This window comes from Methylobacterium sp. TK26 (genome assembly GCF_055361565.1).
The window spans coordinates 725,879-741,778 of record NZ_CM143965.1; the positions used below are offsets into that span (position 1 = coordinate 725,879).

General features: G+C 71.9%; 11 protein-coding genes. All 11 read left to right on the forward strand.

The window, feature by feature from the left end; translation table 11 throughout:
• The first annotated feature begins 361 nt into the window (after positions 1–361).
• The 11 genes from ACXJ1Y_RS03655 (at position 362) to ACXJ1Y_RS03705 (ending at position 15,884) form a co-directional block, all read left to right on the forward strand.
• Positions 362–2,053, forward strand: a complete 1,692-nt coding sequence (locus tag ACXJ1Y_RS03655) for a methyl-accepting chemotaxis protein (RefSeq protein WP_463850025.1) — start codon at positions 362–364, stop codon at positions 2,051–2,053.
• 79 nt (positions 2,054–2,132) lie between these two features.
• Positions 2,133–4,250 (forward strand): helicase-related protein, encoded by a 2,118-nt coding sequence (locus ACXJ1Y_RS03660; protein WP_463848803.1) that lies wholly within the window; start codon positions 2,133–2,135, stop codon positions 4,248–4,250.
• 56 nt (positions 4,251–4,306) lie between these two features.
• Entirely contained in the window at positions 4,307–5,389 is a 1,083-nt protein-coding gene (locus ACXJ1Y_RS03665; protein WP_463848804.1) for a molybdopterin-dependent oxidoreductase, read from the forward strand.
• A gap of 108 nt (positions 5,390–5,497) precedes the next feature.
• Positions 5,498–6,484: an SPFH domain-containing protein gene (locus ACXJ1Y_RS03670; RefSeq protein WP_463848805.1), complete on the forward strand. Its 987-nt coding sequence runs from the start codon at positions 5,498–5,500 to the stop codon at positions 6,482–6,484.
• An 11-nt stretch (positions 6,485–6,495) separates the two neighbouring features.
• Complete coding sequence (locus tag ACXJ1Y_RS03675; protein ID WP_463848806.1) at positions 6,496–7,389, forward strand: NAD(+)/NADH kinase; 894 nt, start codon at positions 6,496–6,498, stop codon at positions 7,387–7,389.
• A gap of 415 nt (positions 7,390–7,804) precedes the next feature.
• Positions 7,805–8,887 (forward strand): efflux RND transporter periplasmic adaptor subunit, encoded by a 1,083-nt coding sequence (locus ACXJ1Y_RS03680; RefSeq protein ID WP_463848807.1) that lies wholly within the window; start codon positions 7,805–7,807, stop codon positions 8,885–8,887.
• Positions 8,884–11,991 carry an efflux RND transporter permease subunit gene (locus ACXJ1Y_RS03685; RefSeq protein WP_463848808.1) on the forward strand — a complete coding sequence of 1,036 codons (3,108 nt, stop codon included), beginning with the start codon at positions 8,884–8,886 and terminating at the stop codon, positions 11,989–11,991. Before ACXJ1Y_RS03680 ends, ACXJ1Y_RS03685 begins: the two co-directional genes overlap by 4 nt.
• A 49-nt stretch (positions 11,992–12,040) precedes the next feature.
• Complete coding sequence (locus tag ACXJ1Y_RS03690; RefSeq protein ID WP_463848809.1) at positions 12,041–12,583, forward strand: TetR family transcriptional regulator; 543 nt, start codon at positions 12,041–12,043, stop codon at positions 12,581–12,583.
• A gap of 127 nt (positions 12,584–12,710) precedes the next feature.
• Positions 12,711–13,868, forward strand: coding sequence for a DUF3095 domain-containing protein (locus ACXJ1Y_RS03695; protein ID WP_463848810.1), 1,158 nt, complete (start codon positions 12,711–12,713; stop codon positions 13,866–13,868).
• Positions 13,865–15,592, forward strand: a complete 1,728-nt coding sequence (locus ACXJ1Y_RS03700) for a patatin-like phospholipase family protein (RefSeq protein WP_463848811.1) — start codon at positions 13,865–13,867, stop codon at positions 15,590–15,592. Before ACXJ1Y_RS03695 ends, ACXJ1Y_RS03700 begins: the two co-directional genes overlap by 4 nt.
• A 106-nt stretch (positions 15,593–15,698) precedes the next feature.
• Positions 15,699–15,884: a hypothetical protein gene (locus ACXJ1Y_RS03705; RefSeq protein ID WP_463848812.1), complete on the forward strand. Its 186-nt coding sequence runs from the start codon at positions 15,699–15,701 to the stop codon at positions 15,882–15,884.
• Positions 15,885–15,900 lie beyond the last annotated feature (16 nt).

A 15,900-nucleotide genomic window follows, 5' to 3' on the forward strand; every position in this document is an offset into this window, starting at 1 on the left:
GTCCGCAAACGCGAAGCTTGGCGTTTGGTTCCCGATGCCGATGGGTCCGCCGGAAGCCGCGCTCGAAGCGGCACGGAAGCCGCCACGGTGCGCGACACGACGCCGACGCGGAATTGCGCCGAATAGGGCTCCCCGCCCCGATTTCGAATCACCTTTATTTGACGGGAAGCACCTCTGCTTCATTTAGAAACAATAGATTTATTAATATACAGGCACGACGATGGCGTTGCTTGGACGAGCGGCGGCTGTTTCCTGCGTCGCGCGATCCATGTCCCCCCATTCTGCCCGTGCGGCCGCGTCGACGCCTGCCCACCGGCAGGGGGCGCGCGTCCATCCGGGCTCGAACTCCCGGGATGGAATGATGCGCCTCGCCCTCACCGTGAAATCCTCGCTCTTCGCCGCCTTCGGCCTCCTCACGCTGTTCTGCGTCGGGCAGGGCGTCCTCTCGATCACACGCCTCGCCGACATCCGGGCCAACGTCACCGATGTCGCCACGAATTGGCTTCCCTCGGTGGTCGCCGTCACCAATGTCCGCGCGGCCGCCGCCGAAGTGCGCATCAAGGAGTTGCGCCTGCTGGGCCTCACGGACGGCGCGCAGGGGCGCACCACCATCGTGCGACAGATGGACGAGGTGAACGCCGCGCTGGACCGGGCTCGCCGGACCTATGAACCGCTGATCTCCTCCGCCGAGGAACGCACCCTGTACGAGGCGTTCTCGTCCGCGTGGAGCCGCTACGACGTGATCGGCCACGAAGCCATGACGTTGGCGGAAGCCGGGCGGGTGGCAGAGGGCGCCCGGTTGATGGCGGATCCGGCCAACATCGATCTCTACAACGCGGCCCGCGTCACCCTCGGCAAGGACATCGAGCTGAATGAGCGCAGGGCCCATGAGGATGCCGACCGCGCCATCGGCGCCACCGACGCGGCGAGCACGACGGCCTACATCGCCGTCGCCCTCAGCCTGCTCACCGCGCTGGGTGCCGCCATCTTCGTTCTGGTCCGTGTGTCCCGCCCGATCCAGGCGATGACGGCGTCCATGACCGTTCTGGCCGGCGGCGACACGCAGGCCGAGGTGCCCCACCGCGCGCGCCGGGACGAGGTGGGCGCGATGGCGTCGGCCGTCCAGGTGTTCAAGGACAACCTGATCCGCACCCGGCAGCTCGAAGCCGACACCGCGCAGGCCCGGCTCGCGGCCGAGGAGCAGCGCAAGGCCGGCATGCGGCAGATGGCCGACGGCTTCGAGGCGGCGGTGGGCGGGATCATCGGGATGGTCTCGTCCTCGGCCACCGAGTTGCAGGCCACGGCCGGCGCCATGAGCGGCACCGCCGCCGAGACCGCCGCCCAGTCCACCGCCGTCGCGGCGGCCGCCGAGGAAGCCGGCAGCAACGTCGCCACGGTCGCGGCGGCGGCCGAGGAGCTGGGCTCGTCGGTCCAGGAGATCGGGCGGCAGGTGGACGGGTCCGCCAGCATCGCGCGGGAGGCGGTGATCGCGGCCGATCAGACGGGGGCGCTGGTGCAGGACCTCAGCGGCGCGGTGGAACGCATCGGCGACGTGGTCGGGCTGATCTCCTCCATCGCCGGCCAGACGAACCTGCTGGCGCTCAACGCCACGATCGAGGCGGCGCGGGCCGGCGAGGCCGGCAAGGGCTTCGCCGTGGTGGCCGCCGAGGTGAAGGAGCTGGCCAGCCAGACGGCGCGGGCGACGCAGGAGATCGCCGGGCAGATCGGCCGGATCCAGGGCTCGACGGGCCAGGCGGTGGCGGCCATCGGCGGCATCACCCAGCGGATCCGCGACATCAGCGCCACGGCGACCTCGATTGCGGCGGCGGTGGAGCAGCAGGGCGCGGCGACGCAGGAGATCGTCCGGAACGTGTCTCAGGCGGCCGCCGGGACGGGGGAGGTCACGGGCAACATCACCGGCGTCGCGCAGGCCGCCGAGGAGACGGGGGCCGCCGCCACGCAGGTGCTCGGCGCGGCCTCGGAACTCTCGCGGCAATCCGAGCACCTGACGGCCGAAGTCGCCCGCTTCCTGGCGACCGTGCGCGCGGCCTAGCCGTTCGCGAGGGCCGTCACCGACGCCCTCCGCGTGAGCCGCCGCTTGATCTGCGGCCACGCGACCGGAAAGGTGGGGCATGGCTCGCAAGCGCACCCACCTGACGACCGACATCCTGGCCGATGTCCTGCATCGGCTCGGCATCGGAGCCGCCGCCATCGACCGCGAGGCGTTGCGCCTTCGCATGGACCTCCCCGAGTATGACGGCTTCGTCGAGGACGATGCGGTCGCCGCCGCCCTGCGCCACGGGGAGGCCCGACGGGCCTTCGCCGAGACGGGCGTGGCACTCCTCCGGTCCGCGCTCCCGGCGCTGCGGGCCGAACCCGGCCGCGACGGCGACCTCGTCTGGACGCTTCGGGTGAATCTCCCGCTGCTGGACGACGGCCGGCTCGATCTCCGCATCGACGTTCCGCCGGGCGAGGCAGCGGCGGAGATCCTGGAGGAGATGGCGCTGGGCGACGACCCGGCCCGCCACCTCGACGGCCTGCGCGCGGCGCTCGCCGGGACGGCCGCGGACATCACGGCCGCGTTGGGCTCGACAATCGCCCGGCTGCGCGTCCAGATCAGCGAGGACCTGCACGAGACCGGGGCGGACGCGCCGACCTACATCGCCCATCTCGACCGCTCGCTCCGCTCCCGCATCTTCACGCCGGCGCCGAACCTGCCCCGCACCATCGGCGACACGCTCAAGACCGTCCGCACCCGGGCGAAGGTGGTGGCGCGGGAGGAATCCGGCCGGCGGCGCCTGCGCGACCGGATCGGCTTCGGCGGCTACATCGACAAGTTCGTGCCCGCCCGCCGGCTGAACCGGCGGATCATCTTCCACATGGGGCCGACCAATTCCGGCAAGACCTACGCGGCGCTCGAGGCGCTGACGCAGGCGCAGACCGGCACCTATCTCGCCCCGCTGCGGCTGCTCGCGCTGGAGAATTACGAAGCGCTGCTGGAGCGCGGGCTGCGCGCCGGCATGGTCACGGGCGAGGAGATCCTGGGCGAGCCCGATCCCAGCCACACCGCGCGGACCATCGAGACGGCGGATCTGCGCCGCCCGGTCGATGTCGCGGTGATCGATGAGATCCAGATGCTGTCCGATCCCGATCGCGGCTGGGCCTGGACCAACGCGCTGTTCGGAATCCCGGCGAAGACCGTCATCGTCTGCGGCTCGGACGACGCCTTGTCGCATGTCCGCCGCGCGGCGGAGGCGGCCGGGGAATCCCTCGACGTGGTGACATTCGCACGCAAGACGCCGCTGGTCGCGCTGGACACGCCCGTCCCCCTCGAAGCCGTGCAACCGGGCGATGCCGTGGTCGCCTTCTCGCGCCGGGCCGTCCACGAGATCCGCGAGACCCTGGTGGCGGAAGGGCGAAGCGTCTCCACGATCTACGGCGCCCTGTCGCCGGAGGTGCGCCGCGCCGAGGCGCGACGGTTCCGCGACGGCGAGGCCGAGGTGCTGGTCACGACCGACGCGATCGGCATGGGCCTCAACCTCGGGCCGCTCAAGCGCGTGATCTTCTCGGCGGTCACGAAATGGGACGGGACGGCGACGCGCACCCTCACCAACCCGGAGATCCGGCAGATCGCCGGCCGGGCCGGCCGCTTCGGCCATCAGGACGAGGGCCACGTCTCGGCGACGGACGCGGCGAGCCTCGGGCCGATCCGCGACGCGCTCGCCGGCGCCCCGACGGCCCCCGCCGCCGACACCCGGTTCTATGTCCGGCCGGACCTGATCGCGATCGAGGCGGCGGCCCTGGAACTCGGCACCGCCTCCCTCGCCGAGGTGCTGACCCACTTCGCCCGCGCGACCTTCTACGACGGCTCGCCGTTCCAGCCCTCCGCGATGGAGGAGGCCCTGGAGGCCGCCCGCGCGGTGGACAGGGCCGGGCTCCCGATCCGAGAGGCCTTCGCCTTCGCGGTCGCCCCGATCGACCGCCGCGACGCGGTGTCCACGGGCGTGCTCGACCGCTGGGTCCAGGCCCGCGCGGCCGGCTCGTTCGTCCCCGCCTTGCGGGCCAGCCTCGACGGCGACCTCGGCGAGCTGGAACGCACGGTCAAACTCGCCGCCGCCTATCTGTGGCTGGCGCGCCGCTTCCCCGACACGTTCGACGAGGGCGAGGCGACGAAGGCCCTGCGCAGCCGTGCCAACGCCGCCATCGAGGCGCAATTGCGGGAAACCGCATCGGGCAAAGTCGCCGCATAGGCCATGGGTCGGTCTCGCGCGTTCACCGCCGTGTCCTCACCCGAACGGAAGCCGCGATGCCGAGCCTTGCCGAGCGAAAGGCCCGCCTGATCGTCCACGGCGACCGGCCCTACAACGCCGAACCGCCCCTCGGCCGGCTGCGGGTCGCCTACCGCACCCCGGCGGCGGACTTCTATGTCCGCTCGCACGGCGATCTCCCGGATCTCGACGCGGAAAGCTGGCGCCTTGCCGTCGCGGGGGGAGCCGGGACCGCGCGGGATTTCTCCCTGCACGACCTGCGGACGGGCTTCCCGGAAGCCACGGTGACGGCGACGATGCAATGCGCCGGCAATCGCCGCGCCGACATGCGCGCGGTGGCCCCGGTCTCCGGCGATCCGTGGGATGCCGGCGCCATCGGGACGGCCGCGTGGACAGGGGTGCGCCTCGGCGACGTCCTGCGCGCCCTGGGCGTCGCGGAGGGCGCGGATCGCCATGTGGCCTTCGAGAGCCACGACAGGGTGGAGGGACACCCGTACGGGGTCTCGATCCCCCTCGCCAAGGCGATGGCCCCCGAGACCCTGCTCGCCTACGCGATGAACGGGGAACCCCTTCTGCCCGAGCACGGCTTTCCCGTCCGCGCGGTCGTGCCGGGCTATGCCGGCGTGCGCAGCCCGAAATGGCTCCGGCGCCTCGCCGTGCAGGACCACCCGTCCGACAACCCGATCCAGGCCGGCGATTACAAGCTCTACCCGCCCGACGTGACCGCCGAGACGGCCGACCCGGCCCTGGGGCACACCATCGAGACGATGCCCCTGAACGCCGCGATCTGCGAGCCGCCGCGCGGCGCCGTCCTCGATGCCGGGACGAACCGGATCCGCGGCTACGCGGTGAGCGGGGACCGGGCCATCGTCCGGGTCGATGTCTCCGGGAACGGCGGCCGGTCCTGGGCGCAGGCCGCTTTGGAGCACGAATCCGGCGCGCCCTTCGCCTGGACGTTCTGGGCGGTGGATCTCGATCTGCCGCCGGGCGAGCACGACCTCGCCGTCCGTGCCTGGGATGCCGCCGGACAGACGCAGCCGGCGCTGCCGGACGACACCTGGAACCACAAGGGCTACCTCTGCGCCTGCTGGCACCGGGTACGGGTGAGCGTCGCCGCGTAACCCCTCGACCGGCGGATCGCGGCCCGGCCGCGATCCCGGCTTCCATTATGCTCATTATGAGTATAAGTTGGCGCATGTCCGGTTCCGGTCGGTTCTGAGGAGACCATCATGGCCACGGTGCGCAATGTCGGTGTGATCGCCCAGCTCCGCAGCGAGGCGAGCAGCCACGTCATCCGCTTCCGCAACGGCCGCATCCGGCAGAGCGGGCGGGGGCTGGTCTTCTGGTTCAGGCCGGAGACCGCCAGCATCAGCGAAGTGCCGGTGGACGACCGCGAGATGACCTTGTTCGTCCGCGGCCGCAGCCGGGATTTCCAGACGGTGGTGATCCAGGGGACGATCGGCTGGCACGTCGTCGATCCGGAACTGCTGGCGAGCCGGGTCGACTTCTCCATCGACCTGCGCACCGGGCGCCTGCAGGGCGAGCCGATCGAGCGGATCGAGGCTCGTCTCGGCGGCATCGCCGGTCAGGCGGCGCTGCACTATCTCGGCGCGAGCCCGATCGGCGCCCTCCTCGATGCGGGGCCGGAGCCCCTGCGCGCCGTGCTGGAACGGGCCCTCTTCGCAGCTCCGGCGCTGGCCGAGATCGGCATCGCCGCCGTGTCGGTGCGGCTCACCAACCTCGCGCCGAGCAGCGAGTTGGAGCGCGCCCTGCAGACGCCGACCTTCGAGGCCCTGCAGCAGAAGGCCGACGAGGCGACCTTCGCGCGGCGTGCGCTCGCGGTGGAGAAGGAACGCGCCATCGCGGAGAACGAGCTCGCGACGAAGACCGAACTGGCCCGGCGGGAGACGGTGCTGATCGCCCAGGAGGCCGAAAACGCCCGCGACCGCGCCGCCGGCGTCGCGCAGGCACGGGGCCTGGAGGCGGCGGCGGAGGCCGAGCGCATCCGGCTCGTCGAGGGCGCCCGCGTCGAGACGGAGCAGCGCCGCGCCGCTGTCTACCGAGACATGCCGCCCGCCATCCTGCTCGGGCTGGCGGCGCAGGAACTCGCCGGCAAGCTGGAGACGATCGAGCACGTCAACGTCACGCCCGACCTGCTGGCGGCGGTTCTCGGCGAGGTCCGGGGCGCTCTCCCGTCGCGGATCGCACCGCGCTGAGGAGGCGGACCATGCCGAGCATCACCCCACGGGTGGTCTTCGTGATCCGCGACACGGATTACGAACAACTCATCGCCCGGCACGCGACCCGAGGCCAGGTCCGGTTCTTCCTGGAGAGCCGGGGCCAGACGCTCGCCGACGTCGAGGCGCGCCACGCCGGGTTCCAATCGGTCCTCGCCGAGGCGCGGGCCTGCGTGCCGCCGGATTGGCGGCAGGCCCTGGTACGGCGCCCCGATCTCGACCGCTTCCTCTTCGCCCCGGAGGACGTGGTCGTGGCGGTGGGGCAGGACGGGCTGGTGGCCAACGTCGCCAAATATCTTGACGGACAGCCGGTCGTCGGCGTCAACCCGGCACCCGATCTCTACGACGGCGTGCTGGCCCGGCTCCGGGTGGAGGCCCTGCGCGAACTCCTGCCCGCCGGTGCGGCCGGCGCCGCTCCGGTGGAACGGCGGACCATGGTGCAGGCGACGTTCGACGGCGGCGAGCGGCTACTCGCGTTGAACGAGATCTTCGTCGGCCACCGCAGCCACCAATCCGCCCGCTACCGGATCGATGACGGGGTTCGGGCGGAGGACCAGTCATCGAGCGGGCTGATCGTCGCCTCGGGCACCGGCCTGACCGGCTGGGCGCGCTCGATCAGCGAGGCGACGCACCTGACCGTGGAGGTCGGCATCGGAGAGGCGGCCTTCGGCTACTGGGTGCGCGAGCCGTTCCCGAGCGTCGCCACCGGCACCGACCTGCGCGGAGGCAAGTTCGCCGGATCGCCCCTCACCGTGGTGTCGCGGATGAACGAGGGCGGCGTCGTCTTCTCCGATGGGATCGAGCAGGATTTCGTCGCCTTCGACTGGGGGCGGCAGGTGGTGATCACGCCGGCCTCCCGATCACTGAACCTCGTGATCGCCTAGCGCCGCAGGACGCCGGGGGAGGGGGGCGCCGTCGCTACCGCGCGGTGGTGGCCGCGCCCCCGATGAGCGGCGCGCCGATCGCGAGCGCCTTGCCCGTCACAGGCGAATTCGCCATCTGGCCGGTCATCATCACCGCGAGCACTGCCAGCATCAGGCCGACGCTCCCAATGGATGCGAAATAGACCGGCAGTCGTCCCGAGTCGTGGTGCCCATTCTGGGTGGAATGTCTCTCAGCCAATTCAGTGCCTCGTCGGTCCGGTCGATGGATATACGAGAGCAACAGGTCGCAGAGACCAAAGGTCCATCCCTGTGGCGCTATCGACGCGATCCCTCGGCAGGGCCATTGACCCCACCGCCGCGCCACAATAGATTATGTTCATAATCTTTACGGGCCGGGCGGCGGCGGGAGTGGGCGATGGACGCGAGATGGGTGATCGGGCTCGCCGGCTTGGCCCTGGCGTCATGCTCCCCGGCCGAGACCGCCGTGACGCCCGAGCCGCCCCTGGTGCAGACCGTCGCGGTCGCCCCCGCCACGGGGGCGCTCGCGCGCTACACCGGGGTGATCCGGGCCCGCACCGAGAGCAATCTCGGCTTCCGGGTCGGCGGCAAGATCGCCGAGCGCCTCGTCGATCCGGGCGATCACGTCCGCCTCGGGCAGCCGCTGATGCGCCTCGACCCGACGGATTTCAGCCTCGCCCTCAACGCCGCCCGCGCCTCCGTCGAGGCGGCCCGCGCGCAGATGGTCAAGGCGAGGGCCGACGAGGAGCGCAGCCGCAAGCTCGTGGGCGACGGCTGGACCTCCAAGCAGACCTACGACCAGAACAAGGCCGCCGCCGACGCGGCCATCGCCCAGTTCGCCAATGCCGAGGCGCAAGCGAGCCAGATCGCCAACCAAGCGGGCTATTCCGAGCTGCAGGCCGATGCCGACGGCGTCGTGATGGAGGTGCCGAGCGAGCCGGGCCAGGTCGTCGCCGCCGGGCAGACCGTGGTGAAGCTCGCCCGCGACGGCGCCCGCGAGGCGGAGGTGTTCCTGCCCGAGGCGAGCCGGCACCTCGCGAAGGGCACGGCCTCGGCGGCCCTCTACGCCGAGGGTGAGGCCACCTATCCCGCGAGGCTGCGCGAATTGTCCGCCACCGCCGACCCGGCGACCCGCACCTACCGCGCCCGCTACATCCTTTCCGGCGGGGGCGAGGCCGCGCCGCTGGGGGCGACCGTCACCCTCCGGCTGAAGCCGGCGCAGGGACAGGCGGCGGCGGTCTCGGTGCCGCTGGGCGCCCTGTTCGACCAGGGCGGCGGCTCGGCCGTCTGGCGCTACGACGCCGACACCCAGACCGTCGCGGCGCAGCCCGTCACCGTGGCCCGCCTGTCGGAGGAGAGCGCGGAGGTCGCCGCCGGCCTGAACCCCGGCGACCGGATCGTGTCGCTCGGCGCCCATCTGCTTAAGGCCGGGCAGCCGGTCCGGCAGGCCGCCACGGGCATGACGGGGGCCGTCCGATGAACGCCTCGGCCTTCAACCTCTCGGCCCTGGCGGTGCGCGAGCGCGCCGTCACGCTGTTCCTCCTGCTCGCCGTCACGGCGGCGGGGATCTTCGCCTTCGAGCGGCTCGGGCGGGCGGAGGATCCGACCTTCACGGTGAAGACCATGGCGGTCTCGGCGGCGTGGCCCGGCGCGACCACCGACGAGATGCAGCGGCAGGTCGCCGACCCGCTGGAGAAGCGCCTGCAGGAACTGGTCTATTACGACCGGGTCGAGACGACGCTCCGCCCCGGCCTGATGCTGATGAAGGTGTTCTTCCGGGATTCGATGCCCCCGGCAAAGCTCGCATCGGAGTTCTATCAGGCGCGCAAGAAGCTTTCGGATCAGGCCTCCACCCTGCCGCGCGGGGTGCTCGGGCCGCTGTTCAACGACGAGTTCTCGGACGTCTACTTCGCCCTCTACGCGCTCCAGGCGCGGGGCCTGCCGCACCGGGCCCTCGTGCTCCGCGCCGAGGACCTGCGCCAGCGTCTCCTGCGCGTGCCCGGCGTCGAGAAGATCAACATCCTCGGCGAGCAGGCGCAGAAGATCTTCGTGGAGGTCTCCTACCAGCGCCTCGCGACCCTCGGCATCACCGGGCAGCAGCTGCTGGCGGCGCTCGCCAACCAGAACGACGTGACGCCGGCCGGCTTCGTGGAGGCCGAGGGCCCGCGCGTGTATCTGCGCCTCGACGGCGCCCTCGACGGGCTCGACGCGATCCGCAACCTGCCGGTGGCGGCGGGCGAGCGCAGCCTCAAGCTCGGCGACATCGCGCAGGTGACGCGCGGCTACGAGGACCCGAAGACCTTCGCGATCCGCAATGACGGCGAGCCGGCCCTGATGCTCGGCCTCGTGATGAAGCCCGGCTTCAACGGCCTCAGCCTCGGCGAGGCTTTGAACGAGGAGGAGGTCGCGATCCATCAAGACCTGCCGGTCGGCGTGACCTTCACCAAGATCACCGATCAGGCGAAGGTCATCGACGAAGCGATCCACGAGTTCATGGTGAAGTTCTTCACCGCCCTCTCGGTGGTCATCTTCGTGAGCCTCGTGGCCCTGGGCTTCCGCGTCGGCCTCGTGGTGGCGCTCGCCGTGCCGCTCACCCTCTCGGCGGTGTTCGTGGTGATGATGATCACCGGCCGGGACTTCGACCGCATCACGCTGGGCGCGCTCATCATCTCGCTCGGCCTCCTCGTGGACGACGCGATCATCGCCATCGAGATGATGGTGGTGCGCATGGAGGAGGGCGCCGACCGGATCTCGGCGGCGACCTACGCCTGGAGCGCCACCGCCGCGCCGATGCTCACCGGCACCCTCGTCACCATCGCGGGCTTCCTGCCCGTGGGCTTCGCCGCCTCCACGGCGGGCGAGTATGCCGGCAACATCTTCTGGGTGGTGGCCTTCTCGCTGATCGTCTCGTGGATCGTGGCCGTGACCTTCACGCCCTATCTCGGCGTGAAGCTCCTGCCCGCCATCAAGCGAGTCGAGGGCGGGCACGAGGCGATCTACGCCACGCGGAACTACCAGCGCCTGCGCCGGGTCGTGCGGCTGTCCGTCGATCACAAGTGGATGGCGGCCGGCATCACCGTGGCGCTGTTCGCGGCGGCCATCGTCGGCATGGGCCGGGTCGAGAAGCAGTTCTTCCCGAACTCGGAGCGCTCCGAACTCATCGTGGAGGTGACGCTGCCGACCGGCTCCGCCTTCGCCACCACCGAGGCCAGCGTGAAGCGGGTCGAGGCGGCCGTGCGCGAACTGCCGGAGGCGCGCGAGATCACGAGCTACATCGGCCAGGGGATGCCGCGCTTCGTGCTCTCCTTCGATCCCGAACTGCCGGATCCCGCCTTCGCGCAGATCGTCGTGCAGACCGCCGATTCCCACGCCCGCGACGTGCTGCGCGGCAAGGTGCGCCACCTCGTGGACGAGGGGCGCTTCCCCGAGGCGCGGGTGCGCGTCCTGCAGATCGTGTTCGGGCCGCCGGTGCGCTTTCCCGTGGCCTTCCGGGTGGTCGGCCCCGACCTCGACGTCATCCGCGGCATCGCGACGGAGGTGCGCGACGTCATGATGGCCAACCCCAACATGCGACTCGTCCACCTCGACTGGGGGAACCGGACGCCGACCCTGCACCTCGCCCTCGACCAGGAGCGCCTGCGCCTGATCGGCCTGACGCCGAAGGAGGCGGGCCAGCAATTGCAGAGCTACCTCAACGGCACCCCCGCCACCCAGGTCCGGGAGAACCTGCGCGCGGTGGACGTGCTCCTGCGCAGCCCCGGCCCGGAGCGCCGCTCGCTCGGCGACATCGGCGACTTGACGCTCGCCACGAAGGACGGGCGGCAGGTCCCGCTCTCGCAGGTGGCGCATCTGGAGAGCCGCAACGAGGACGCGGTGCTCAAGCGCTACAACCGCGAGACCTACATCCGCGTGCAAGGCGACGTGCTCGACGGCAAGCAGCCGCCGGACATCCACGCGGAGGTCGTCCCCGCCCTCGCGGCGATCAAGGCGAAGCTGCCGCCGGGCTACCGCATCGACACGGCCGGCTCGGTCGAGGAGAGCGAGAAGGCGATGAAGGCCCTGGTGACGGTCTTCCCGCTGATGCTGATCGTGACGCTGACGGTCATCATGCTGCAGGTGCGCTCGTTCACCACGATGGTCATGGTGTTCGCCACCGCGCCGCTCGGCCTCGTCGGCGCCGTCCCGACGATGCTGATCTTCCACCAGCCCTTCGGCTTCAACGCGATCCTCGGGCTGATCGCGCTGTCGGGCATCCTGATGCGCAACACGCTGATCCTCGTGGACCAGATCCACCACGACCGGGCATCGGGGCTGTCGGACTACGAGGCGATCGTCGAATCGACGGTGCGCCGGGCCCGTCCGGTGATCCTGACGGCGGCGGCGGCGATGCTCGCCTTCATCCCGCTCACCCACTCGGTGTTCTGGGGGGCGCTGGCCTACGTGCTGATCGGCGGCGTCGGCGTCGGGACGCTGCTCACCCTCCTGTTCCTGCCGGCGCTCTACGCCCTGTGGTTCCGGGTGGGGCGGGAGCCGCGCGGGGCGGACGCCTCCGCGCGCGGCGTCGCGGTGCCCGACCTTCTATAGATGACATGACGCATCTATATGAGCGGGAGGAACGCCCAGGGATCAGGCCATGCCGAGAGTGTCGCAGGAGCAGGCGAGGATCAACCGGCAGCGCGTGGTCGAGGTGGCCGCCGCCCTGTTCCGCGAGCGCGGCCTGCACGGCGTCGGGGTGGTCGACATCATGGCCGCCGCCGGCCTGACCCATGGCGGCTTCTACGGCCAGTTCGCCAACAAGGACGCCCTGGCGGCGGAGGCCTTCGACGCGGCCCTCGCGGAGGAGCACCGGGGCACCACGGACAAAGTGGTCGCGAACTACCTGTCGCTCGGTCACGTGAAGACGCCCGGAAAGGGCTGCCCCCTGGCGGCGCTGGCGAACGACGTCTCCCGCGAAGGGGCGGGCAGCCTCGTCCGGGCGCGGTTCACGAAGGGCGTGGAGGGGCTGGCCGCCCTCTTCGCCGGCCTGACGCCCAAGGCCTCGAAGGAGCGCCGTCGCCAGCGCGCCCTGGCGACGATGGCCACCCTCGTCGGCGCCGTCGTCCTGGCCCGCGCCGTCGATGACGAGGACCTGGCCAAGGAACTGCTCCAGGCGGCGCAGGATTCCGTCGCGCCCTGACCGCTCCGCGTGGACGGTGTGTCGCGGTACCTTCGACGGGAGCTTCTGCAAAAGGATGCATCTCCCCCGGATCGCGTAACCTGGGATGGGGCCGCCGCGAATCGCGGTGGCGTGGAAGCCTGATGCCGTGAAAGCCGAGACACCTCCCTTCAGCTACGGGCTGCTGCCTCCCCTCGAACGCTTCCGGGACATCTTCGACGATGCCCGGTACGCACCCGTGCCCGATGCGTGGTGGATCGCGTCGAGCGACGTCACGATGTCCACCGCGGCCATCGCGGACGGGCGCTACCGGGCGGTGAACCTCGCGGGCGCCGCCGCCATCGCGTCCATCCGCAACGCCTTGCCGGGCCGCGAGGTCCCCTTCGTCTTCGGCGGCGACGGGGCCAGCGTCCTGATCCCGCCCGACGCGCGGGCCATGGTGGAGACGGCGCTGGCGGCGACGGTGACATGGGCGCGCGAGGAACTCGGCCTGACCCTGCGGGCGGGCCTGATCCCCGTTGCGGCGGTGCGCGAAGCGGGGTTCGACCTGCGCGTCGCCCGCTACCAAGCCTCCGCCGACATCGCCTACGCGATGTTCACCGGGGGCGGGCTGGCCTGGGCGGAGGCGGCCATGAAGACCGGCCGCTTCGCCGTGGCGCCCGCCGCCGGGGGGACGCGCCCCGACCTCACCGGCCTGTCGTGCCGCTTCAAGCCGGTCGGCCGGCGGGGCGATCCCATCCTCTCGCTGATCGTGGTCCCCCGCGACGGGGCGGATCGGGCGGCGGTGCGCGCCGTGCTGGAGGGGGTGATCGCCGCCATCGACGAGGGGCCGGACATGGGCTGCCCCCTCCCGGAGGGGGGACCGCCGATGGGGGCCCCCTGGACCGGGCTGCGGGACGAGGTGCACGTCGCCGGCCCGATGCGGGGAGCGTTCGCCCTGCGCTGCGCCGTGGCCTTCGCCCGGCGCTGCTTTTCGTTCGCGATCTTCCGCTTCAACCTCACGGTCGGCCGGTTCTCGCCACAGACCTACGTGCGCCAGCTCGTCGCCAACGCCGACTTCCGCAAATACGACGACGGCCTGCGCGTGACGGTCGCCTGCCCGCTGCGCACCGTCGACCGGATCGAAGCCATGCTGGAGGCGGCCCGCGCCGAGGGCGTGGTGCGGTATGGCCTGCACCGGCAGGAGGCGGCGGTGGTGACGTGCATCACGCCCTCGCCCCTGCGCGCCGATCATCTGCACTTCGTGGATGGCGCCGGAGGCGGCTACGCCCGCGCGGCGCAGAACCTCAAGCGGGCGGTGGAGTGAACACGGCGGCGATCCCCTTCCTGGCCGGGCTCGACCCCGCCGTCGCTTCGGCCGTCGGGCGGCGGTTCGCCTCCGTCGCGGTCGCGGGCGGCGTGCCGGTGTTCGAGCAGGGGGAGGAGGGCGACGCCCTCTACATCCTCGTCTCCGGCGCGGTGGGCATCTCCGCCCGCGATCCCCGGGACGGGCAGACCCGGCGCCTCGCCCGCCTGACGCCGCCGGAGGCGTTCGGCGAGATGGCGCTCCTCTCCCACGAGTCGCGCTCGGCGACGGCCACGGCCCTGCGCGACACGCATCTGCTGCGCCTCGGGCGCTCCGCCTTCGAGGAGATCGTCGCCGAGCATCCCTCGACGCTCCTGTACGTCGCCCGCCTCCTGGCCGAACGCCTGCGCGTCGCCTCCGGGGGCCATGCCTTCGACCACCCGCCCCGCAGCTTCGCGGTGCTCGCCGTGACGGACGGCCCCGACGCGGTGGCCTTCGGCCACGGCCTCGCCCGCGCCTTCGACGAGGCCCTGCCGGGGACGACCGGCTGCCTGACGGACTGGCCGGAGGGCGCCGACGAGACGTGGTTCCACGAGTACGAGACGCGGCACGCCCGCACGATCTTCGTGGCCCATCGCGTCACCGATTGCCCCTGGTGCAAGCTCTGCCTCCGGCATGCCGACCACATCCTGCTCCTCGCCGAGCCGGAGACGCCGCCGCGTCCCGGGGCGGCGGCCTGCATCGAGCCCCTCCGCTCGGCCTGGATCCAGATCGACCTCGCCATCCGCCAGCCTGCGGGCGCATCCCTCCCGCGACCGCTCCATCCGGCCGTCGCCGCCCTGCCGTCCTCCATGCGGATCCAGGTCCGCGACGGCAGCGTCCGGGACCGGGCGCGGCTGGCGCGGCTCGCCATCGGCAAGGCCCGCGGCCTCGTCCTCGGCGGCGGCGGCGCGCGGGGCCTCGCCCATCTCGGCGTCCTCGAAGCCCTGGCGGAGGCGGACTTCCCCGTGGATTTCGTAGGCGGCACCAGCATGGGGGCCATCGTCGCGGCGAGCGTCGCGATGGATCTCGGCCCAGCCGAGATCCGGGACAGGATGGAGGCGACCTTCGTCGGCCGGAACCCGCTGAACGACTACACGCTGCCGTTCCACGCCCTGACGCGGGGAGTGAAGGTGGACGCGGCGCTCCGCGAGAGCTTCGGCACGGCGCGGATCGAGGAATTGTGGCTGCCCTACCTCTGCGTGTCCTCGAACCTCACGACGGGCGCGGCCATGGTCCATCGCAAAGGCGACCTCGCCACCGCGCTGCGCGCCAGCATCGCCATCCCCGGCCTGTTGCCGCCCGTCGTCTCGGAGGAGGGCATCCTCGTGGACGGCGGCATGATGAACAACCTGCCGGCGGACGTGATGGCGGGGCTGGGGCGAGGGCCGGTCCTGGCCATCGATGTCGGCAGCGACCGCGCCTTCACCGGCATGCCGGAGCGGTCGTGGACGGGCCATCTCGTCCGCCGCCTGCTCGGCCTGCCGGATGCGATGCCGGGGATCGCCCCGCTGCTCCTCCGGGCGGCGACCGTGTCGAGCGACGCCCAGACCATGATGTCGGTCAGCCGCGCGACGGTGGTGCTCAAGCCGCCCCTCGAAGGGGTCGACCTGCGGGACTGGTCGAGCTTCGCGACGACCGCCGCCCTCGGCTACCGCTGCACCCGCGAGGCGATCGACGCGAAGGGACTCGAAGGCTGGGCGTGAGGGCGCGCAGGTGCGCCCGCGCACCGGGTCTCCGCCCGGGCCGGTAACGGGCCCCGCCCACGGGCGAATGACGTCCTGAGACATCCGCCCCGCGAAGGACGCCGCCATGCCCGTTCCGAACCCCGTTCCCCCGGCCCACGCCTTCCACCCGGCCTCGCCGCCGGCCGCGCCGGGCCTCCTGCATCGCGTGGCGGGCGAGGTCGCGGAGGCCCTGGCCGCCTCCTTCCTGGCGGTTGCGGCCGGGGTGCCTCTGCGCTCAGCATACAAGCTGATTCCCGACGGAGAGGAGTGACCCCCTCGGACCCCGC